Here is a 20,871-nt window from a genome sequence, read left to right as displayed (position 1 = left end):
TGCGGCCACATCGGCACTTTTATTCACACCTACAGTCGGCCCATCAACAGCAGCACGATGATGATGAACACCAGCAAGCCGACGCCGCCTGTGGGCCCGTAACCCCAGCTGCTGCTGTGCGGCCAGGCAGGGAAAACCCCCACCAGCATGAGGATCAGGATGACCAGAAGAATGGTTCCAAGGCTCATGGCGGACTCCTAGCGCTTGTTGGCTTCGTTGCCGATGACGCCGCCTACTGCAGCGCCCACACCGGTTCCGATGACGCTGCCACCGGTCAGGATGGCGCCGGCTGCTGCGCCCACACCGGCACCCACGGCGGTGTTCTTTTGCTGCGGGCTCATGTTGCTGCAGGCACCCAGGCTCAGCAGCAGGGTGGCGGCCACGGCGGCCACAACGGATTTGGCGATATGTGTGTTGATCATGGTGATACTCCGAAAGATTGAGGGAATGAGGGAATGAGGGAATCAGGGAAGGCGGCTTACTTCAGACGCATGTCGTTCTTGACCGAGGTGACACCTTCGACCGCGCGGGCCAGGTCCACAGCGTGGTTGATGTCGGCTTGCGACTTCACAAAGCCGCTGAGCTGCACGCGGCCCTTGTAGGTTTCCACATTGATTTCAGTGGCCTTGAGGTTGGCGTCATTGAAGATGGCGGCCTTGGTCTTGGTGGTGATCACCGAGTCATCGATGTACTGGCTGGTACCTTCGGACTTGGAAGTAGCGGCACAGCCCATCAGCAGCGCCATGGAAGTAGCTGCAAGGACGATGGATACGCGTTTGAAAGAAAGGGTCATGGTGTTCTCCGGGTGGTTATGGGGTGGTTATGGAATGCACGCTGAAGCAGCGAACGTTTTGAGAATAGGACGCACGCCCTGCGGCGTCGGTACGCTGGCGTACATACCCAAAACAGTCTGCGTCCTAAGCTGCAGTCTGCTTAACCACTCCGTTCAGGACAACACCATGCGTACTTCATCTCTCACCACCCTCGCCGCTTCACTGTTGCTGGGCTTTTGCATCAGCGCATCGGCAGCCCCCATGACCAAGGTGGAATACAAGGCCGCCAAGGCCAGCATCTCCGCCCAGCTCAAGGCCGACAAAATTACCTGCGACGCACAGACCGCCAATGCCAAGGACATCTGCCTCGAAGAAGCCAAGGGACGCGACAACGTGGCCCTGGCCGAACTCGAAGCGCAGTACGAGCCTTCCACCAAGCACAGCTACCAGGTGAACGTGGCCAAAGCCGACGCCGCCTTTGCCGTGGCCAAGGAAAAATGCGATGACCAGGCCGGCAACCCCAAGGATGTGTGCCGCACCGAAGCCAAGAGCGCCCACACCGCAGCCCTGGCCGAAGCCAAGTTGACTGAAAAAACCGTGCAGAACAACAAGGCCGCAGACAAGACCATCAATGCCGCTGAAGACAAGGCAGCCGACAAGAACGCCAGCGCCCGCAAGGATGCTACGTCCGACATCCGCGAAGCCCAGTACAAGAGCGCCGCCGAAAAGTGCAACGCCTTCGCCTCGGACGCCAAGTCCAAGTGCATTGCTGAAGCCAAGACCACCTACGGCCAGAACTAAGCCACCCACCAACGTACCAAAGGAAACACCATGACTGAACTCAATTCCAGCCTCGACTCCGCCGCCCACAAGGCCTATGCCGCTTCGGCCGACACCCTGCGCCCGGTGGTAGACCACCTGCTCTCGGGCATGCACCAGGCCGTGGAACGCCTGGCCGATGTGGCAGCCTCTGCGGTGGACCGGGCCGCGCAGTCCGGCGAATACCTCAAGGACACCCAAGCCCAGGCCGTGCGCGGCGCACGCGGCTATGTGCGCGAGAAGCCCCTGACTTCCGTCGGCGTAGCCGTGGCCACCGGCTTCCTGCTGAGCTGGGCCTTGCGCCAGCGCTAAGAGCATGAAGCCCGACAGTCTCAAGGGCACGTTCAGCCAGCTGCTGGCTGATGTGCGCACTGCCGCCCGCGCGCAGCTGCGCCTGTTGGACCTGGAGGCCCAGCGGGCCGGCCAGGCCCTGGCGCTGATGCTGGCCTACGGCATGGTGGCCGGGCTGCTGCTGTGCACGGCCTGGCTGGGACTGTGTGCTGCGGCCGTGCTGTGGCTGGTCGAGCGGGGCAGCAGTGCCAGCCTGGCCCTGCTGCTGGCGGTGCTGCTCAATCTGCTGGTGGGCGCAGGCCTGCTGCTGGCCATGCGCAGCCAGGCACGCACGCTGGCCTTCCCGGCCACACGCCAGAACCTGGGCAGCGGCGTGCTGCTGTTCCTGGCCTGGCGCAAGCTGCGCAGCCCGCCACCGGCGGGTCCGTCCTGACAAACCGGGCCGGCGGTGCGCCTTATGTGGCGCACCGCACATACCGTTCAAAAGACGGAAGTTACTGTGCCCGTTACTATGGTCACACCACACAATACATAACGCCCCCCGAGACACCACCACCATGATCGCCGACTCCGACATCCTCCAAGCCCATATCCTCATCGTCGACGACCAGGAAGCCAATGTGGCCCTGCTCACGCAAATGCTCCTGGACACGGGCTACAGCCGTATCAGCAGCACCATGCAGCCGACCGAGGTGGCCAGCCTGCACCAGCAACACCGTTATGACCTGATCTTGCTGGACATGCAGATGCCGGAGATGGACGGCTTCCAGGTGATGCAGGAGCTCAAGAAAAATCTGCAGGACGCTTTTCTGCCGGTGATCGTGATCACCGCGCAACCTGCCCACAAGGTGCAGGCCCTGCAAATGGGCGCGCGCGACTTTGTCAGCAAGCCCTTTGACCTGACCGAGCTGCGCTTTCGCATCCGCAACATGCTGGAGGTGCAACTGCTCTACAAGCTGCTGGAACTGAACAACAAGGAGCTCGAAACCCGCGTAGCCCTGCGCACGGCCGAGCTGGCCGAGAGCGAGGCGCGTTTTCGCAGCCTGACCGAGCTGGCCAGCGACTGGTACTGGGAGCAGGACGACACCGGCAATTTCACCAAGATCACCGGCCCGGTGCTGGAGATGCTGGGCACGCGCATGGACAACGCACCCGCAGAAGCCCAGGACAGCCGCTTTGCCGAGCTGCCCAACGGCGGCTGGGACGCCGTGCAACACGAAGAACTCAAGACCCGCATTGAAGCGCGCGAACCGTTTCTGGATTTCCTGCTCTGCCGCACCCGTGGCGACGGCGCAGTACAGCGCTTTCACATCAGCGGCGAGCCGATGTTCGACCGCCTGAATACGTTTATTGGTTACCGCGGGATTGGGCTGGAAGTGACGGACCGGCCGTAAAGCTTTTTCGCCCGCTGCACGGGGAGGGGATACGCCGGGCACCTCATAGTGCGAGCACAAATCGGCGCCCGGCGTATCCCCTCCCCGCGCGACCCCTTGCACACAACCTGCTTTCATACCCGTGCGCCGAACGGCGTGCTGTGAAACGGCAGATGCCTTTGCATTCCCATTCCCGTACGACCACGCTCCGTTGATCGGTGGGCTTGAACACGTTATGTTGGGATTGACTCTGAAGGGCTGTTTGCGGGCCTTCAAGTGCGTCCACTAGTTGGCGATAGAAGGTTTCGTACCTGCATGTGGGTGCGCAGGAGGGACAAGGGCGAGCTCCTCATGGCGGAGTACCGCAAATCGTCGCCCGCCCTTGCCCCTCCTGCTCACTGGGGCGTTGCTGCACTTGACGAAAAATACCGAACATCGAGCGTCCAACCGGCGCGCAATGTCCTGAATCGCTGGTTCACACGGGGGTCGCGCGGGAAGGGGGTGTGCCGGGCGCCGATTTGCGGTACCCCGCCATGAGGTGTCCGGCATACCCCCTTCCCGCGCAGCGATTGAAAAAGACGTATGACTGCAAACGCGGCACTGCCGACATCGTAGAACACCCCTTCAGCAACTGCAATCAGCCTGAAGTGAATTACCCCGGCGATATGCGCATGACCGCGGACACGTCCTCCGTCGGCCGATGTTTGCGTCCTGGTCAAAGTTGCGCGCAACTTCTTCAGGATTTGAGCCTGACTTAAGTAATGCCGAAGCGGGAGGGGCAAGGGCGGGCGATGATTTGTGGTACTCCACTATGAGGCGCTCGCCCTTGCCCCTCCCGCGCGCACACCCATAGGCGTACCAAAGGCGAAAGGCATCCAATGTGCCCCGCCGCACAGACCGCAACGTCTGAAAGAAGGATGCTCAAGGCTTCTACTGGAGACAACCATGAAGCTATCAACCAAGAACAACCTGGCCCTGGCCTGCGGACTGGCGGCACTGACCGTCAGCACCATCGCAGCCGCCCAGATCACCTTTTACGAGAACGATGACTTCCGCGGCCGCAGCTTTGCTGCGAGCAGCTGGGTCAACGACTTCACCCGCTACGGCTTCAATGACCGGGCCTCTTCGGCCATCATCAGCGGCGGACGCTGGGAGGTCTGCGAAGACGTGCGCTTTGAAGGCCGCTGCGTAGTGCTGCGCCCCGGCAACTACGACTCGCTGCGCTCTATGGGCATGAACGACCGTATCTCTTCCGTTCGCCCGGCCGCAGCCGGCATGCAGCGCCCGCCACCCATGCCCGAAGCCCAACCAGTTTACGAATACCAGCGTCGCCCCAGTGAACGCATCCGCGAGGTGCCGGTGAGCTCGGTGCGCGCCGTGGTCGGCCCGCCCGAAGAGCGTTGCTGGGTGGAGCGCCAGCAGGTCGCCGGCGGCCAGCGCGAGCCCAATGTGGGCGGCGCCATTGCCGGTGCACTCATAGGCGGCATCCTGGGTCACCAGGTGGGTGGCGGTGTGGGCAAGGACATCGCCACAGCCGGAGGCGTAGTGGCCGGTGGCGTGATTGGCTCGCGCATTGGAAACCAGGAATCAGCCCCCAGCACACGCGACGTGCGCCGCTGCGAAAGCACCCCCAGCACCACGCCAGCCTATTGGGATGTGACCTACATCTTCCGCGGCCAGCCCCACCATGTGCAAATGCGCAATGACCCGGGCCGCACCATCTCCGTCAACGGCAACGGCGAGCCGCGCGAACCGCGCCGCTAAATCGCCAAACACAAAAGCCCCGCGTCGTAAGGCGCGGGGCTTTTGTACGTCAGGGTGGTTTTAGAACTGCGCCTTGAAGTCCTTGAAGGCGTGCACAAAGGCATCCCGCACCTTGTCCATCTTCACCACCGTCTGGTCCCAGGCGGCTTCGCCCTCGGCTTGCATGGCGTGCAGTTGCACAGCGGCCTGGTCCGACTGCAAGCGCAGCTTGGCCAGCTCGCTCAGGTAGCTGGCGCGCACCTCGGCTTTGGCCACTTGCATACGGGCTTCCATGACGGCGGCATGGGCGTTGAGTTCGTCGAGTTGGAGCTTGATCCGGGCGGTGTATTCGTCGCGTAGTTTTGACATGGTGTGGTCCTTGGGGGTTGGGTTGTGCTTGCCTGGCTCAGGTGCTGCGGGTGGCTTCAAACAGAAACCAGCAGCGCTGTTCGGTCTGGTCTATCCAGCCTTCGATCAAGCCGGCGCTGGCAATGTCGCGCAGCGCGTTGCACAGACCGTGGGCGGCACGCAGATGGCCCACCAGGTCACGGTTGTCATCGCGCAGCTCGGCCAGCATGTCCAGCGGCTGAACGTAGTCGGCGTCGTTGTCCAGCACGCGCTGCAGGCGGGCAATGTGGGCAATCGAGCGCAGGGTCTTGCCACCTACCTTGCGGATGCGCTCGGCCAGCGGGTCGGTCATGGCAAACAACTCCGTGGCCTGCTCGTCCATCATCAGGTGGTAGTCACGGAAGTGGCTGCCGCTCATGTGCCAATGGAAGTTCTTGGTTTTCAGGTACAGCGCGAACACATCGGCCAGCACGGTGTTGAGCGAGCCGCTGATTTCCAGCGTGGCCTCGGCACCCAGGTCGGTGGGCGTGGCCAGGGGCGCGGCGCGGCGGGTTTGCAGGTCCTGGATCTTGGCAATTTCAGTGGTTTTCATAGGGGGCTCCCGGGTTAAGAAGTGCATGGTGGAACGGATGGCTGGCGCTGTCTGTGCGTTGCCCAACACCTTGCACAACATCTGCCTGCCGTGTGCCAGCGCACATACGCCAGGCACGGTGCCGCGCAGACTCAGCGCCAAGTTCCTCCACCGCGCACCCTGCGCGCCCCGGGACCTGCTGTGAGGAAACCGATGCCACCCCTGTTTTTGCCTGCCAAGCCAACGCCGGTGCGAAGGCGCTCCGTGGTGGCCAGCCCCGTGGGGCGGCATGCGCTGTCCCTCGGCTTGCTGTGTGCCCTGCTGACGGGCTGCGCCAGCACCGCACCGGGCAGCAGCACGCCCCCCTTCATCGATGTGCCCGCGCGCTGGCAAAACACCACCCTGGAGCGCAGCTCCGATCTGTCCAGTTGGTGGCTGCGCTTTGACGACCCGCAGCTCAGCGCACTGGTGGCCGATGCGCTGCGCGCCAACCCGACCATTGCCTCGGCCCGTGCCGCCGTGCGCCAGGCGCGCGCCCTGCGTGACGTCTCCAACGCCAGCCTCTACCCCACGCTGAGCACCACGCTGTCGGCACAGAACAACCGCGTCAACAACAGCAATGACAACACCGGTACCGGCACCAACACCAACACCAACACCAACACCAGCACCGACCGCTTCGCGCTGGGCCTGGATGCAGGCTGGGAGATCGATGTGTTTGGCGCCAACCGCAGCGGCGTGAACGCTGCAGAGGCGGCAGCCACCGCCAGCGCCACCAGCCTGGGCGATGTGCAGGTGTCCATCGCCGCCGAACTGGCGCTGGACTACATTGCGCTGCGCAATGCGCAGGAGCGCCTGGAGATTGCGCGCAGCAATCTGGCCATTCAACTCGACACGCTGCAAATCGTGGAGTGGCGCCTGCAGGCCGGTCTGGTGACCACGCTGGAGACAGAGCAGTCGCGCACGGCGCTGGAGCAAACCCGCTCGCTGATTCCGGCGCTGCAGGTCTCCATAGACCAGGGCGCACATGCCATTGCCATCCTCACCGGGCGCACACCCGAGGCCTTGCTGGGCCAGCTCGCTCCCGTGGCCAGCGTGCCGCAACCGGCCGACGACATTACCCTGAGCTTTCCCGCCGAGACCTTGCGCCAGCGCGCCGATGTGCGCTTTGCCGAGTACCAGATCACGGCCGCGGCGGCACGCGAATCACAGGCCGAAGCCGCGCGCCTGCCCAGCTTCAGGCTGGGCGGCTCCATCGGCCTGAATGCGCTCACTCTGGTGGGCCTGGGCAGTGGCGCCACCGTGGTCAGCGGCCTCCTGGCCAGTGTGTCGCTGCCGCTGTTTGAAGGTGGTGCTCTCTCGGCCCAGGTGCGGGCCCAGCATGCCGCGCTGGAACAGGCCCAGTCGGCCTACAAGACCAGCGTGCTGGGGGCCCTGCGCGACGTGGAAGACGCCCTGGTGGCCCTGCGCGGCGACCGCCTGCGCCTGGCCAGTCTGCGCCTGGCAGCCGCCTCGGCAGCCAATGCCTCCGAACTGGCCGGCCAGCGCTTTCAAAGCGGGCTGGTGGATTTTCAAACCGTGCTGGACACCCAGCGCACCCGCCTGTCCACCCAGGACAGTGTGGCCAGCGCCTATGCCGCTGTCAGCGCCGACCATGTGCGCCTGTACAAGGCACTGGGCGGCGGCTGGCAGAGCGATCTCAGGAACTCCGAACTATGACCACACCCAACATACCCACCAACCCACCCACCTCGGCCAAAGACCAGGCCACCATCCAGGCCCTGCTGGATGAGCCGCCGGTGCGCGTCTGGTACCTGCGCACCTGGGTCTGGGCCAGTGCTGCAGCCGTGCTGCTGGCCGGTGCAGGCCTTTGGGTTTGGCAGGCGCGCAAGGCCGCCAATGCCGCACCCACCTACAGCACGCAGGCCGCCAGCATGGGCAACCTGACGCTGACGGTCACGGCCAACGGCACGCTGCAGCCCACACGCTCCATCAACATCGGCAGCGAGCTCTCGGGCACGGTGCTCAAGGTGAATGTGGATGTGAATGACCGGGTGAAAAAAGGCCAGGTGCTGGTGGTGCTGGACACCTCCAAGCTGAGCAACCAGATCCTGCGCTCGCAGGCCACCGTCAGCGCAGCCCAGTCCCGGGTCGCGCAAACAGCGGCCACGCTGACCGAGACGCAAACCACGCTCAAACGCCTGGAAGAAGTGGCCCGCCTCTCGGGCGGCAAGGTGCCCTCACTCACCGAGCTCGACAGCGCCCGCGCCACCGTGGCCCGCTCGGTGGCCGATGACGCCAGCGCCCGGGCCACCGTGCGCGATGCGCAGGCTGCGCTGGCCACCGACCAGATCAACCTGGGCAAGGCGTCGATCACCGCACCCTCCGACGGCATTGTGCTCACGCGCACGGTGGACCCCGGCAACGCGGTGGCCGCCTCGCTGCAGGCGGTGACGCTCTTCACTGTGGCCGAGGACCTGTCCAAACTGCGCCTGTGGGTGTATGTGGACGAGGCCGATGTAGGCGCCGTCAAGGTCGGGCAAAAGGCCAGCTTCACCGTGAGCGCCTTTCTGGCACGCCAATTCCCGGCGCTCATCACGCGGGTGGGCTTTGGCTCCACCATCACCGACAACGTGGTCACCTACCTGACCTACCTGGATGTGGACAACACCGACCTGGCCCTGCGCCCGGGCATGACGGCCACGGCCACCATCACCGCCACCCAGCGCAACAACGTGCTGCTGGTGCCCAACAGTGCCCTGCGCTTCACACCCACGGCGGCACCGGCAGCCGGTGCCGCCAAGAAGGGAGTCACCGCCAGCCTGCTGCCGCGCATGCCCGGCAACAACACGCGCCGCTCCGCGGCGGAGGGCGCCAGCACGGCTGCGGCCAAGCAGGTCTGGGTGTTGCCGGCCGACGGCAAAGGCGAGCCCACGGCCGTGGCCGTGACGCCTGGCATCAGCGACGGCCACATGACGGAGATCACCGGCGGCGATTTGAAAGTGGGCATGCTGGTGGTGACCGACAAGAAGGTGGCCGCGCCATGAGCGCCACGGTCCACGCCGCCGCCAGCGACGGCACGCCGCTGATCCAGCTGCTGGGCGTCACCAAAACCTACGGCAAGGGTGCTGCCGAGCTAACCGCACTGCACGGCATTGACCTGTCGATTGCGCCCGGCGAATTCGTGGCCATCATGGGGCCCAGCGGCTCGGGCAAGTCCACTGCCATGAACATCCTGGGCTGTCTGGACACACCCAGCACCGGCCAGTACCTGTTCAAGGGCGCGCATGTGGAGGCCCTCACGCGCGACCAGCGCGCACGCCTGCGCCGGCGCTACCTGGGCTTTGTGTTCCAGGGCTTCAATTTGCTGGCGCGCACCTCGGCGCAAGAGAACGTGGAGCTGCCCCTGCTCTACCGCGGCGACAGCGCGGCTGACCGCCGCGTGGCTGCCACCCAAGCCCTGCAGTCGGTCGGCCTGGGTGGCTGGGAGAGCCACACCCCGGCCGAACTCTCGGGCGGCCAGCAGCAGCGCGTGGCGATTGCCCGCGCCATCGTCACGCAACCGGCCGTGGTGTTGGCCGACGAGCCCACCGGCAACCTGGACACGCAGCGCAGCCACGAGATCATGGGCCTCTTGTTAGCCCTGAACCGCGACCATGGCATCACCGTGATGATGGTCACCCACGAACCCGACATGGCGGCGTACGCGCGGCGCATGGTGACCTTTGTGGACGGCCGCATTGCGCGCGACCAGACCAACCCCCACCCCATTACTGCAGCGCCCGAAGCCCTGCACGACGCCGCCACCCTGGCAGGAGACATCTGATGTGGACCAGTGTGTTCCTGCTGGCGTTGCGCTCGGTGCGGCGCAATCTGTTGCGCTCGTTTCTCACCATCCTGGGCATTGTGATTGGCGTGAGCGCCGTGATCACCATGGTCACATTGGGCAACGGCGCCACGGCCGCGATTGAATTGCAGATCACCAGTCTGGGCACCAATTTGCTGTTGGTGTCACCGGGGCAGCGGGTGATGGGCGGCGGCGGCGGGGGCGGCGGTGTGCCGCAGTTCACCGAGGCCGATGCCGATGCCATTGCTGCGCAAATTGGCGGCGTGGCCGCTGTGGCGCCGCAAGGCCGCGCAGCCGTGACGGTGGTGGCCAATGGCCGCAACTGGGCCACCAATGTCACCGGCAGCACCAACGCCTGGTTCGAGGCCGGCAACTGGAAACTCGCCAGCGGCCGCCTCTTTGCCGATGACGAGCAACAGGGCGGCAGCGCCGTGTGCATCATCGGCGAGACGGTACGGCGTGAAATCTTTGGTGGCACCGTGGGCCAGACCGGCCTGGGCCAGCAGCTGCGCGTCAAACAGTTTTCCTGCGACGTGGTGGGTGTGCTGGCCTCCAAGGGCCAGGGCGGCATGGGCGACCAGGATGACATGGTGCTGCTGCCCCTGCACACCCTGCAGCGGCGCGTCAGCGGCAATCGCAAGGTGGGCACGCTGGCCGTGTCCATGGAAGACGGCAGCGACAGCACCACCGTCAAGGCCGGCATGCGCCAGCTGCTGCGCGAGCGCCGCAAGCTGACCGAGGCCGACAGCGACAACTTCAATATCTTTGACACCCAGCAGCTGGCCGATACGCTGTCGAGCACCATGGGTGTGCTCACCAACCTGCTGGGCGCCGTAGCTGCGGTGAGCCTGCTGGTGGGCGGCATTGGCATCATGAACATCATGCTGGTGAGCGTGACCGAGCGCACCCGCGAGATCGGCCTGCGCCTGGCCGTGGGCGCGCTGGAGGGCGAGGTGCTGCTGCAGTTTCTGATCGAGGCAGTGGTGCTGTCGGCACTGGGCGGCTTGATCGGCGTGTTGATCGCCACGGCGGCCTCGTACGCCCTGTCGCTGTGGATGTCCGTTCCCTATGTATTTGATGTGGCCATCAACCTGCTGGCCCTGGTTTTTTCCGCGGGCATTGGCGTGGTGTTTGGCTATTTTCCGGCGCGCCGCGCCGCGCAGATGGACCCCATCGAAGCCCTGCGCCACGAATAAATCAAGGGCCAGCCCCCATTCCGCCGCAACCATGGATCACACATGACACACGACCCAGCCGCCAAGCGCCTGCGGCGCCTGCTCTGTCTGGCCGCCCTGCTGCTGTGTACCAGCACAGTGGGCCACGCCGCAGCGGTTGCAGTCTCCGATGACGCGGCCCTGAAGTCCTGGAGCCAGCATTTTGCAGAGGAGGTGGACCACCGGCTGGAGGTGCCGCCCGATGCGCAACAGGCCTACATCACGCGGCTGCAGCAGGCCCTGACCGAAGCGCAGATTGACGACACCAGCGCCCAGGCCTTTGTGCTGGTGGACCGCAGTCCGCAGGTGCAGGCCGCCTTTGTGGTTCTGCGCACGCCTTCCAACGCCTGGCACTGGCTGGGTGCCACGGCCGTGTCCACGGGCAAGGTGGGCCAGTATGAGCACTTCGTCACACCACTGGGCGTGTTTGCCCACACGCTGGCCAACCCCGACTTCCGCGCCGAGGGCACCTACAACAAGAACAAGATACGCGGCTATGGGCTCAAGGGCCTGCGCGTGTTTGACTTCGGCTGGCAGACGGCCGAGCGCGGCTGGGGCGAAGGCGGCAAGAGCCTGATGCGCCTGCAAATGCACGCCACCGACCCGACCACCCTCGAGGGCCGCCTGGGCACGGTGCAGTCCGAAGGCTGTGTGCGCATACCCACCACACTCAACCGCTTTCTGGACCAGCACGGTGTGCTGGACGCGCAATACGAAGCGGCCCTGGCCGAGGGCCAGAAGCTGTGGATCATCAAGCCCGGACGCGCCCTGATTCCCTGGCCGGGCAACTACCTGGTGGTGGTGGACTCCGGTGCCACCGAGCGGCCTGCGTGGTCGCCTTTGCCGGTGATCGCGCGGCCCGTGAAGCCCGCACGCAAAGCGTCTGCAAAGAAACTGCGTTAAGTGCAACTGAATGCGCACAGTGCGGCCCACCGCACAGAACGAACGGGCCGAAAAGCGCACATTCAACTGTCAGCAACAGATACCACTTACTTCTAAAGGAAAAGCACCATGACACATACCAAATCCCTCATCTCCACATTGATTGCAGCCACCCTGATGCTGGGCGCAGCCCAAATGGCATCGGCCCAGTCCATGGACAAGCCCTCCACCGTGACACCTGGCAGCAGCTATGTTGCCCTGAGCGGTGGCCCGGCCGACTTCTCCCGCATCAGCGGTGGTAACGGCCTGTACTCCAGGGACGACACGGACACCGCCTACAGCGTGGCCTATGGCAACTACGCCTACAACCAGAACCTGGGTGTGGAAATCGGCTACACCAACTTCGGTGAAGTCTCTCGTGGCGGCGGCACCAGCAAGGCCGAAGGCGTGAACTTCAGCCTGATCGGCCGTCTGCCCATCAACCCCATGTTCAACCTGCTGGGCAAGGTCGGCACCACCTATGGCCATACCGAAGTGTCTGCCAAGCCCCTGTCACAAGTGGCTACGGGCACCGAGAACGGCTTTGACTGGTCTTACGGAATTGGCGCAGAAATGGTGATCAGCCCCCAGTGGTCTGCCGTGCTGAGCTATGACGAGCAATTCATGAAGTTTGCCGGCAACTCGTCCGAGCGCATCACCACCACCCAGATCGGCGTGCGCATGCGCTTCTAAGCGCCAGCCACCGACAAGGATCACACCATGAAACACACCAAGCTGATCGGTGCCCTGATGGTGGCTGTGCTGGGGCTGCTGCAAGCCCCGGCCATGGCTGAACCGGGCAAGGGCAACAATGGGCGCCATGGCAATGACAGCCATTGTGGCTACGGCCGCCAGGACTGCGGACGCAACCAGGGCCGCGACGACCACGGCCGTGGCGAGCAGGGCTCCTACCGCTCCGACAACGAGCGCGGCGCCGGACCTTCGCACTCCTATTACCGGGGCGACCGCCTGCCCTACAACGACCGGGGCCGCCAGTATGTGGTGGAAGACTGGCGTGGGCACGGCCTGCGCTCGCCGCCACGCGGCTACCACTGGGTGCAAAGCGGTAGTGACTATGTGCTGGTGGCCATTGCCACCGGTGTGATCCTGGAACTGCTGCTCAACCGCTAAAGCGCAGGGGCGGAGTCCTCCAGGACTTCGCCAAAATGCGTGGCCACAAAAGCCCGCATGAACCAGGCAAGAGGTTCGGCCTTGAAGGCCGGCACCAGGCTCCAGTCCGGGCCGAACCAGTTGGCGATGCAGTCTTCCAGGTTGTACCAATCGTCCATCAGAAACCGCGCGGCATGCGTCCAATCCACCGACGGATGAAAGGTGTCCGGATGCCAGCTTGGGCCATCGGCATCGTACCGCTCGCCAGGTTGCGGCACCAGCGTCTGGCGCTGCAGGCCGGCGGCTTTGGCCACCCAGGCATCCAGCCGCTCACCTTGCAGTCGTGTTGCATGCATTGAAGTCTCCTCACGCGTTGTCTTTTTTATGTCTGCCGGCCGTCCGGGCCCTGCGACGTAAGCCTAGCTTAAGGCCGGACGACATTAATCCGAAGGGAAGGTATGCGCGAAGCCAGCCACCCCAAGGTCAGATTGTTTTCAGACCTTGGTCTGATTGCCGGTATTAGCAATTCCGGGTGCCAAGCGCTAAATTTGCAACAACTGCTTGCAATTGGATGGGCGCCCATGCTGATGTATTTGCGAAAGCGGAAAAAAGGGCTGACGGGCGCGTTACCATGTCCTATAGGTTGGATCGTGAAGTGGCAGGAAACAATAAATGAGCATTCTGAAAATGGTAACGGCAGCACTTGCCTACAAATACCCCCGCCTGCAACGCTGGTACGTGCGCATCTGCAAGCCCAGTTCGCTGGAATACGCGGCCTACCTGAAGGTCCACGGCGGCTTTTACGCCATGGGCGAGCTCAACTCCATCAACGTGGGCGCCACCTTTACTGACCCGGCCTATGTGCGCATCGGCAACAACTGCGCCCTCTCAGCCTGCACCCTGCTCGGGCATGACGGCTCGGTGCGCATCCTCAACAACGCCTACGGCAAGAAGCTTGATTCGGTGGGCAAGGTCGACATCCGCGACAACTGCTTTATCGGGCACGGCGCCATCGTCATGCCCCGGGTCACCATAGGCCCCAATTCGATTGTGGCCGCCGGTGCCGTGGTCACGGGCGATGTACCCCCGGGCACGGTGGTGGGTGGCAACCCGGCACGCTTTATCTGCACCACAGCAGCCATGGTGGAACGCATGGAAGCACGCTCCAACGGCTACCCCTGGCATGAAATGATCCAGCGCCGCAAGACCTCCTTTGATGCGGCCATGGAGCCCGAACTGGTGCGCATGCGGCAAGACACGTTTTACGGCGAGCTGCACTAAAACGCGAAAAGCCCGGATGCAGGCATCCGGGCTTTGGTTGGCGTGCTGGTCAGCCTGGCTGCCAGCGCCGCAAGCGCTTAGCGGGACTGGATCTTGCCGCTGTCGTCTGACAGGATCACCTCAACACGGCGGTTGGTCACGCGGCCATCGGCCGTCTGGTTGCTGCCCACCGGAAAACCTTCACCATAGCCACGGATGGCCAGGCGCTCGCCCACCACACCGGTGGCCAGCAGAGCCGCCTTGACCGACTCGGCACGGCGCTGGGACAGGGACAGGTTGCTGTCGCTCGTTCCCACGCTGTCGGTATAGCCTTCAATCAGGGCGTTGCGCATGGGGTAGGCCTTGAGGAAGGCACCCAGGCGCTGCACGCTGCTGCCCGCACCGGGCTTGAGCACAGCGCTGTTGTTGTCAAACAGCAAGTCGCCAATGGTGACCACCATACCGCGGTCGGTCTGCTTGGCGTCCAGCTCGGCCAGTTGGGCCTTGAGCTGGGTGGCACGGGCTTCGGCGGCCAAGGTGTCCTGGCGCGCTTGCACGCTGGCATCGATCGCCACGGCGGCCTGCAGCTTGGAAGCATCGGCACTGCGTTGTGCGGCTTCGGCGCTGCGCTGGGCCGTCTCGGCGGTGCGCTGGGCGCTCTCGGCTTCCAGGGTGCGTGCCACCAGCAGGGTCTGGGTGCGGCGGCCCTGGGCTTCGGCGATGGATTTTTCCGCCAGGCGCTGGTTGCCCAGTTCCTGCGCGATGGCCACTTTCTTGCTGGCGATGTACGCAAGGTGGTCGACCTCGGAGCGTTTTTCCTGCTTGCCCCAGGCTGTCTTGGCCTGGTCCAGGGCCAGTTGCGCATCACGCAACTCGGCGCTGGCCAGGGTGGTCACAGCCGGGGTGTTCTGGGCGGTCTGGTACTCCTGCTGTGCCGAGGCCAGCGTGGGGTTTTCCACCGGCACGGTGGTACAGGCCTGCAGTGCCGCCAGGGCGATCACCGAGAAAAGAATTTTGGATGTATGGGTCATGGAGGCTCCGGTTTATTTGAGGTTGTTTTGCAGTTCGATCTGCAGGGCCCGGCGGTCCTGGCGCAGCTCGGCGGCGGCGGCCTGTGCCTTGGCGGACTGCACGCGGGTTTCGGCCAGGCGGGTGTTGACCATCGCCTCGTCGCTCAGCGCACCGGCACGACCCAGGTCACCCGCTGTGAGGGCGGTCTGTGCGAAGTCAATGCGTTCGCGGGCGGCCTGCATTTCGACCGGTGCGAATTCATTGCCGCCCATCTGGGTGGCGTGGGTCAGCGCGTCGCGGGCCAGCAGCAGCTTGTCGCTTTTCAGGGGTGTGGTGTTGCAGCCAGCCAGGCCCAGTGCCAGCAGCACGCCCAGGGCCAGAGTGAGTTTTTTCAGATGCATGGTGATCTCCGTTTTGGTTGGGGCTTACTTGTTGATGCGGCTGATCTTGGTGCCTTCAATGCTCAGGCTGGCCATCAGGCCTTGCTGGTCGGTGATGTAGGCATAGGCGTCGTCCTTGAGGGTGGAGCTCGACAGATTCTTGGCCACGCCTTCATTCACCACCACCACCGAGGGGCCCACGCCGATTTCCCAGCCCTTGGTCTTGTCCAGAAATTCCACGGCCTTGGGGTTCATCAGGAACACCACGTAGCTGTAGGACTCGGCACCGGCCTGCCAACCCCACGATGCCGACACCGAGCTGTAGTAGCCAATGGGCTTGCCGCCCTGGTTCATCACGCCTTCACCGTAGCTGCCGCCAATCACCAGACCGGCCTTGATGATCTTGGGGAAGACCAGCACGGCAGTGGCATTCTTGGCCAGGGTTTCGGCTTCCGGGTGGGCCTTGTACAGGTTGTTGAGCGTCTGTGCGGCATCGATGTTGATGTCATCGGCGCTGGCGGCCTGGGCCTGCACCGAGGGCAGGCCCAGAGCCAGTGCCACCGCGCTGGCAAGCAGCACCTTGTGCAGTGTGCGGCGGGTGGCAGTGGGGGCAATGGGGGTGGTGGAGTGGGTCATGAGGGAGCCTTTGGTTAATGGATGGGCCCGAAATCAAGCCCTGCCTGAACCATAGGGCTTGCTCCGGATATTCACCGTGCGGCAGCGCGCATAAGCTGTGTGTGCTGGCGCACGGACAGGGCGCGCAGCCAGGCCTGACACTGGGTACTTTTGGGGCACGCATTGCCCCGGCCAACCCGAGGCTCCACCCAACCATGCAACGCTTCAAGACCTTCAGCGCCTTGCTGCTCGCCCTGCTGCTGTGCGGTTGCGCAGCACTGCAGGATGACAGGCCCCACCCGCCGGGTATGGAGAGCCCACTGCTGGACGGCAACAAGGTCACGCTGCTGTTTGACGGACCGCAAACCATGGCTGCCATGGAGGCCGCCATTCTGGGTGCGAAGAACAGCATCCATCTGGAAACCTATATCTTTGACCAGGACCCGATTGGCCTGCGTTTTGCCGAGCTGCTGATGCAACGCCAGCGCGCCGGGGTGAAGACGCGCATCATTTATGACTCGGTGGGCACGCTGGGTACGCCCGATGCTTTCTTTGAGCGCCTGCGTGCCTCGGGCATCGAGCTGCTGGCCTTCAACCCGGTCAACCCCCTGAAGCTGCGCGGCCCCTGGCAACCCAATAACCGCGACCACCGCAAGCTGCTGGTGGTGGATGGCAGCACCGGCTTTACCGGTGGCGTGAACATCAGTGCGAGCTACTCCAACAGCTCCCTGTTTCACCGGCGCAAGAAGGAAGGCCGCGAGCTTGGCTGGCGCGACACGCATCTGCAAATCCAGGGCCCGGCCGTGGCTGCGCTGCAAACGGTTTTTCTGCATACCTGGAACGCCCATGCGGCCACGCCCGTGGGGGGTGCTGCGCTCTTTCCGCCGCTGCCCGAGGCCGGAACCCGCAGCGTGCGCGTGCTGGCCAGCGAGCCCGATGGCCAGCAGGAAATCTACACGGCCTATCTGCAGGCCATACGTTCTGCAAAGAGCCGCATCTACCTGACCTGCGCCTACTTCGTGCCCGACGAGGCCATGCTGGGCGCCTTGCTGGATGCAGCGCGGCGTGGTGTGGATGTCAAAGTGGTGCTGCCCGGCGTGGAGGAAGGTGGCATGGTGTTCTATGCCGGCCACTCCTTCTTTGAGCAGATGCTGGCGGGCGGGCTGCGCATCTACCAGATGCGCGAGGCCGTGCTGCATGCCAAGACGGCGGTGATTGACGGGCGCTGGTCCACCGTGGGCTCCACCAATATGGACACGCGCAGCTTTCTGCACAACAGCGAAATCAATGTGATCGTGGTGGACGACAGCTTTGGCACCGCCATGGAAGCCGCCTTTGCCGAAGACCTGCGCGACTCGCAGGAAGTGCTGCTGCCCTTGTGGTTGCAACGCCCCTTGAGCGAGCGCCTCAAGGAATGGGCTGCACGGCAATTCGACTACTGGCTGTGAACCGCCACACTCCGCTTGATCTCTCTTTCTATTGCTTCTTCATTTTTCATTTCAACAGGACCCGCCATGAACCACCTGCACCCCACCCCACCGCCCCTGCATATCCGCGTGGGTTTCGAGATGCAGTACGACTGCCCGCAGCCCACGCCCATGATTCTGGCGCTCAATGTGCACTACTCGCGCGCGGCCGACATGCAGTACCCCGACCATCTGGTGACCATCCCCCCGGTGCCCGTGAGTGCCTACCGCGACCTGTTTGGCAACTGGTGCAGTCGCCTGGTGGCACCCCAGGGCGTGTTCACCCTGCGCACCGATGCGGTGGTGCGTGACAACGGTTTGGTGGACACGCAGAACTGGGGCGCCATACAGGTGCCGGTGGAACTGCTGCCCGAGGAATGCCTGGTGTATCTGCTGGGCAGCCGCTACTGCGAGACCGACCAGCTGTCCGAGTTGGCCTGGGCCCACTTTGGCCACGGCCCCACTGGCTGGGCACGGGTGCAGGCCATCTGCGACTTTGTGCACAACCACATTGAATTTGGCTACCACCACGCACGCCGGACCCGCACCGCCTGGGAAGCCTACCGCGAAAAAATCGGTGTCTGCCGCGACTATGCCCACCTGGCCATTGCGCTGTGCCGCTGCATGAACATACCGGCGCGCTATTGCACCGGTTACCTGGGTGACATCCGCATTCCGCTGGTGCCGGGCCCCATGGACTTTGCTGGCTGGTTTGAAGCGTATTTAGGTGACCGCTGGTACACCTTTGATGCCCGCAACAACACGCCGCGCATAGGCCGTGTGCTGATGGCGCGTGGACGTGATGCCTGTGATGTGGCGCTGGTCAGCTCATTCGGGCCGAACACCCTGCAGCGCTTTACGGTCTGGGCTGAAGAGGTGGCGCAGTAAGCGGCCAAACAGGGGCTGTGTGGGTGCGCTGAAGCGTGCCTTGCACTTGGCGCCACAGAAGTAAAACCTGTGGCCGTCCTGCTCCAGATAGTGAAATGATTTTTCGGTCACGGTCATGCCGCAGACGGGGTCTTTGATAGCGCTACTGTTCTCCATGCTTCGATGGTACGCGAGAACCTATGCCCCTTATGTCTGCCAGCGTACGGACCAGGGTTCAATGTGTAAGCAAACTCGCCCCTTTACGCCCTTCCAGCACTCCGCCACCGCCATGCCGCCAACCTTCCGATCCGCCTGGAGCCTGCTCTACCAGACCACCGAGGCCTGGCTGGACAACTACTGCCCCAGCATGGGTGCGGCACTGGCCTACTACACGCTGTTTTCTCTGGCACCGCTGATGCTGATTGTGGTGTCGGTGGGCGGCATGCTGTTTGGTGCCGAGGCGGCACGTGGCGAGATCGAAGCGCAGCTGGTATCCCTCATGGGTGCAGGCGGCGCGCACGCCGTGCAGGACCTGCTGGCCAGTGTGCGCCAACCGGCCGAGGGCTCGGTGGCCACGGGTGTGGGCCTGGTGCTGCTGTTCCTGGGCTCGACCTCGGTGTTTGCCGAATTGCAGAACGCCTTTGACCGCATCTGGCACGCCCCGGCCAGCTGGCGCGGCAGCACCTGGCTGACCCTGGTGCGCACGCGGCTGCTGTCCTTTGGCATGGTGCTGGCCATCGGCTTTTTGCTGATGGTGTCGCTGGCCTTCAGCGCCGCTCTGGCCCTGATGGGCCACTGGGTGGAGCCGGTGTTTGGCGGCTGGCTGGCACTGGCCACCTTCAGCAATGCGGTGGCCGCCTTTGCGCTGCTGAGTGCCATGTTCGCCCTGATCTACAAGGTGATGCCGCGCGCTCGCGTGCAGTGGCGCGATGTGTGGACTGGCGCCCTGTTCACGGCCCTGCTGTTCAGCCTGGGCCGCTACCTGATTGGCCTGTACATCGGGCGCAGCGGCATCGTCAGCGGTTTTGGTGCGGCGGGCTCGCTGGTGGTCATCCTCTTGTGGGTGTATTACTCGGCGCAAATCTTTTTGCTGGGGGCGCAATTTACCTGGGTATACGCCAACCGCTTTGGCTCCAGAAAACCGGTAACGATTGATGCAGAACCCCAAACTTCCTGAGGTGCGCCGCCACAACCTGCCCTTGATGGTGCTGGCCAGTCTGGCCGCCATCTACACCCTGCACTGGGCCAGCGCGGTGTTCATTCCGCTGCTGGTGGGCGTGCTGTTCAGCTACGCGCTCTCGCCCATTGTGGACTGGCTGCAGCTGCGCCGCATTCCGCGCGCCCTGAGTGCAGCGGTGCTGGTGGGCGGCATTGTGCTGGGCCTGGCGGGCGGCGCCTACACCCTCAGTGACGAAGCCAGCAAGCTCATCGAGCTGCTGCCGCAGGCCGCACAAAAGCTCAACCAGATTGCCCACCACTCACGCAGCGGTGGCGACAACACGCTGGAGACCGTGCAAAAAGCCGCCGCCAAACTGGAGCAGGCCGCAGCCGACTCCACCCAGTCCACCGTGCTCAGCCGCGGCGTGCAACGGGTGGTGGTGGAGAAGCCCCGCTTCGATATCAAGGACTATGTCTGGAGCGGCACGCTGGGCCTGATGGAATCCCTGGGCCAGGCCGGCATGGTGGCGCTGATCACGTTTTTTCTGATTGCCTCGGGCGACAGTTTCCGGCGCAAGGTGGTGCGTCTGGCCGGGCCCACGCTTCATGCCAAACGCGTGACCCTGCAAGCCCTCAACCAGATCCATGACCAGATCCAGCGCTACCTGCTGGTGCAGCTGTTTACCAGCGTGGTGGTGGGGCTGGGCACCTGGCTGTGCTTTATGGCGCTGGGTATGGAGAATGCCGCCGTCTGGGGTGTGGCCGCGGGCCTGCTGGACCTGGTGCCCTATGTGGGCAGCGTGCTGGTGGCCGGTGGCTCGGCGCTGGTGGCGTTTCTGCAATTTGGCACGCTGGAGATGGCGCTGCTGGTCAGTGGCACATCGCTGGTCATCCATGCCCTGGAGTCCATGCTGCTCACACCCTGGCTGACCAGCCGCACCAGCCAGATGAACCCGGTGGCCATCTTTGTGGGCGTGCTGGCCTGGGGCTGGTTGTGGGGCATCTGGGGCCTGCTGCTGGGTGTGCCGATACTGGTGGTGATCAAGGCCGTGTGCGACCGCACCGAGGGCCTGGCCTTTGTGGGCGAGCTGCTGGGTGAGTAGG

The 20,871-nt window shown here is 64.1% G+C and carries 27 protein-coding genes; 17 read left to right on the top strand and 10 right to left on the bottom strand.

The genetic code is table 11. The annotated features are described in order from the left end of the window. Window positions 1-29: 29 nt before the first annotated feature. The 3 genes from DIC66_RS08435 to DIC66_RS08425 are packed head-to-tail and all read right to left on the bottom strand — an operon-like array spanning window position 30 to window position 793. Window positions 30-188, bottom strand: a complete 159-nt coding sequence (locus DIC66_RS08435; protein WP_117176070.1) for a DUF3309 domain-containing protein — start codon at window positions 186-188, stop codon at window positions 30-32. Between the two features lie 9 nt (window positions 189-197). Further along, window positions 198-422, bottom strand: a complete 225-nt coding sequence (locus DIC66_RS08430; protein WP_117176068.1) for a glycine zipper 2TM domain-containing protein — start codon at window positions 420-422, stop codon at window positions 198-200. 56 nt (window positions 423-478) lie between these two features. Next, window positions 479-793, bottom strand: a complete 315-nt coding sequence (locus tag DIC66_RS08425) for a BON domain-containing protein (protein WP_117176067.1) — start codon at window positions 791-793, stop codon at window positions 479-481. Window positions 794-959: 166 nt separating this feature from the next. Here DIC66_RS08425 and DIC66_RS08420 point away from each other — a divergent pair, with 166 nt between their 5' ends. The 5 genes from DIC66_RS08420 (at window position 960) to DIC66_RS08400 (ending at window position 5,020) form a co-directional block, all read left to right on the top strand. Next, window positions 960-1,574 (top strand): hypothetical protein, encoded by a 615-nt coding sequence (locus DIC66_RS08420; protein WP_117176065.1) that lies wholly within the window; start codon window positions 960-962, stop codon window positions 1,572-1,574. Window positions 1,575-1,604: 30 nt separating this feature from the next. Beyond that, window positions 1,605-1,904, top strand: a complete 300-nt coding sequence (locus DIC66_RS08415) for an ElaB/YgaM/YqjD family protein (protein WP_117176063.1) — start codon at window positions 1,605-1,607, stop codon at window positions 1,902-1,904. 4 nt (window positions 1,905-1,908) lie between these two features. Next, window positions 1,909-2,316, top strand: a complete 408-nt coding sequence (locus DIC66_RS08410; RefSeq protein WP_117176061.1) for a phage holin family protein — start codon at window positions 1,909-1,911, stop codon at window positions 2,314-2,316. A 124-nt stretch (window positions 2,317-2,440) separates the two neighbouring features. Further along, complete coding sequence (locus DIC66_RS08405) at window positions 2,441-3,277, top strand: response regulator (RefSeq protein ID WP_117176059.1); 837 nt, start codon at window positions 2,441-2,443, stop codon at window positions 3,275-3,277. A gap of 924 nt (window positions 3,278-4,201) precedes the next feature. Further along, on the top strand, window positions 4,202-5,020 hold the full coding sequence (locus DIC66_RS08400) for a beta/gamma crystallin-related protein (protein WP_117176057.1): 819 nt from the start codon (window positions 4,202-4,204) through the stop codon (window positions 5,018-5,020). A gap of 60 nt (window positions 5,021-5,080) precedes the next feature. Here the strand turns inward: DIC66_RS08400 and DIC66_RS08395 are convergent, their stop codons facing one another. After that, window positions 5,081-5,368 (bottom strand): sll1863 family stress response protein, encoded by a 288-nt coding sequence (locus tag DIC66_RS08395; RefSeq protein ID WP_147321274.1) that lies wholly within the window; start codon window positions 5,366-5,368, stop codon window positions 5,081-5,083. A 37-nt stretch (window positions 5,369-5,405) separates the two neighbouring features. Then, window positions 5,406-5,939, bottom strand: coding sequence for a Dps family protein (locus DIC66_RS08390; RefSeq protein ID WP_117176053.1), 534 nt, complete (start codon window positions 5,937-5,939; stop codon window positions 5,406-5,408). Window positions 5,940-6,131: 192 nt separating this feature from the next. Here DIC66_RS08390 and DIC66_RS08385 point away from each other — a divergent pair, with 192 nt between their 5' ends. The 7 genes from DIC66_RS08385 (at window position 6,132) to DIC66_RS08355 (ending at window position 13,031) form a co-directional block, all read left to right on the top strand. Beyond that, entirely contained in the window at window positions 6,132-7,637 is a 1,506-nt protein-coding gene (locus tag DIC66_RS08385) for an efflux transporter outer membrane subunit (RefSeq protein WP_199534690.1), read from the top strand. Then, on the top strand, window positions 7,634-8,965 hold the full coding sequence (locus tag DIC66_RS08380) for an efflux RND transporter periplasmic adaptor subunit (RefSeq protein WP_117176051.1): 1,332 nt from the start codon (window positions 7,634-7,636) through the stop codon (window positions 8,963-8,965). Before DIC66_RS08385 ends, DIC66_RS08380 begins: the two co-directional genes overlap by 4 nt. Then, the gene (locus tag DIC66_RS08375) at window positions 8,962-9,744 is read left to right on the top strand and encodes an ABC transporter ATP-binding protein (RefSeq protein ID WP_117176049.1); all 783 of its coding nucleotides are present in this window, start codon (window positions 8,962-8,964) and stop codon (window positions 9,742-9,744) included. Before DIC66_RS08380 ends, DIC66_RS08375 begins: the two co-directional genes overlap by 4 nt. After that, entirely contained in the window at window positions 9,744-10,961 is a 1,218-nt protein-coding gene (locus tag DIC66_RS08370; protein WP_117176047.1) for an ABC transporter permease, read from the top strand. Before DIC66_RS08375 ends, DIC66_RS08370 begins: the two co-directional genes overlap by 1 nt. Window positions 10,962-11,003: 42 nt before the next feature. Then, on the top strand, window positions 11,004-11,882 hold the full coding sequence (locus tag DIC66_RS08365; RefSeq protein ID WP_117176045.1) for a murein L,D-transpeptidase: 879 nt from the start codon (window positions 11,004-11,006) through the stop codon (window positions 11,880-11,882). 108 nt (window positions 11,883-11,990) lie between these two features. Continuing rightward, window positions 11,991-12,593, top strand: a complete 603-nt coding sequence (locus DIC66_RS08360; protein WP_117176043.1) for an outer membrane beta-barrel protein — start codon at window positions 11,991-11,993, stop codon at window positions 12,591-12,593. 27 nt (window positions 12,594-12,620) lie between these two features. After that, window positions 12,621-13,031 carry an RcnB family protein gene (locus DIC66_RS08355; protein WP_117176041.1) on the top strand — a complete coding sequence of 137 codons (411 nt, stop codon included), beginning with the start codon at window positions 12,621-12,623 and terminating at the stop codon, window positions 13,029-13,031. Here the strand turns inward: DIC66_RS08355 and DIC66_RS08350 are convergent. Further along, window positions 13,028-13,366, bottom strand: coding sequence for a hypothetical protein (locus DIC66_RS08350; RefSeq protein ID WP_117176039.1), 339 nt, complete (start codon window positions 13,364-13,366; stop codon window positions 13,028-13,030). The two genes, DIC66_RS08355 and DIC66_RS08350, sit on opposite strands and share 4 nt — an antisense overlap. 316 nt (window positions 13,367-13,682) lie before the next feature. Here DIC66_RS08350 and DIC66_RS23595 point away from each other — a divergent pair, with 316 nt between their 5' ends. Further along, the gene (locus DIC66_RS23595; protein ID WP_117176037.1) at window positions 13,683-14,291 is read left to right on the top strand and encodes an acyltransferase; all 609 of its coding nucleotides are present in this window, start codon (window positions 13,683-13,685) and stop codon (window positions 14,289-14,291) included. 77 nt (window positions 14,292-14,368) lie between these two features. On the opposite strand, the gene DIC66_RS08340 is transcribed toward DIC66_RS23595, so the two are convergent. From DIC66_RS08340 to DIC66_RS08330, 3 genes are read right to left on the bottom strand one after another with little or no spacing between them, the layout of a single operon-like run. Then, the gene (locus tag DIC66_RS08340; RefSeq protein WP_117176035.1) at window positions 14,369-15,301 is read right to left on the bottom strand and encodes an OmpA family protein; all 933 of its coding nucleotides are present in this window, start codon (window positions 15,299-15,301) and stop codon (window positions 14,369-14,371) included. 12 nt (window positions 15,302-15,313) lie between these two features. Beyond that, entirely contained in the window at window positions 15,314-15,682 is a 369-nt protein-coding gene (locus tag DIC66_RS08335) for a DUF4398 domain-containing protein (protein WP_117176033.1), read from the bottom strand. 24 nt (window positions 15,683-15,706) lie between these two features. Then, entirely contained in the window at window positions 15,707-16,297 is a 591-nt protein-coding gene (locus DIC66_RS08330) for a lipid-binding SYLF domain-containing protein (RefSeq protein WP_117176031.1), read from the bottom strand. A 194-nt stretch (window positions 16,298-16,491) separates the two neighbouring features. Between DIC66_RS08330 and cls the strand changes: the two genes are divergently transcribed. Further along, window positions 16,492-17,724 carry a cardiolipin synthase gene (gene cls / locus DIC66_RS08325; RefSeq protein WP_117176029.1) on the top strand — a complete coding sequence of 411 codons (1,233 nt, stop codon included), beginning with the start codon at window positions 16,492-16,494 and terminating at the stop codon, window positions 17,722-17,724. A gap of 66 nt (window positions 17,725-17,790) precedes the next feature. After that, window positions 17,791-18,630 carry a transglutaminase-like domain-containing protein gene (locus DIC66_RS08320; protein WP_233505843.1) on the top strand — a complete coding sequence of 280 codons (840 nt, stop codon included), beginning with the start codon at window positions 17,791-17,793 and terminating at the stop codon, window positions 18,628-18,630. On the opposite strand, the gene DIC66_RS08315 is transcribed toward DIC66_RS08320, so the two are convergent. After that, window positions 18,571-18,786 (bottom strand): YHS domain-containing protein, encoded by a 216-nt coding sequence (locus DIC66_RS08315; protein WP_117176027.1) that lies wholly within the window; start codon window positions 18,784-18,786, stop codon window positions 18,571-18,573. The genes DIC66_RS08320 and DIC66_RS08315 overlap by 60 nt on opposite strands. Before the next feature lie 61 nt (window positions 18,787-18,847). Here DIC66_RS08315 and DIC66_RS08310 point away from each other — a divergent pair, with 61 nt between their 5' ends. Continuing rightward, window positions 18,848-19,786, top strand: a complete 939-nt coding sequence (locus DIC66_RS08310) for a YihY/virulence factor BrkB family protein (RefSeq protein WP_233505842.1) — start codon at window positions 18,848-18,850, stop codon at window positions 19,784-19,786. After that, complete coding sequence (locus tag DIC66_RS08305) at window positions 19,764-20,870, top strand: AI-2E family transporter (RefSeq protein ID WP_117176023.1); 1,107 nt, start codon at window positions 19,764-19,766, stop codon at window positions 20,868-20,870. Before DIC66_RS08310 ends, DIC66_RS08305 begins: the two co-directional genes overlap by 23 nt. Window position 20,871 lies beyond the last annotated feature (1 nt).

This window comes from Rhodoferax lacus (genome assembly GCF_003415675.1).
Lineage (GTDB): Bacteria > Pseudomonadota > Gammaproteobacteria > Burkholderiales > Burkholderiaceae_C > Allorhodoferax > Allorhodoferax lacus.
This window is presented reverse-complemented; position numbering and strand designations above follow the sequence as displayed.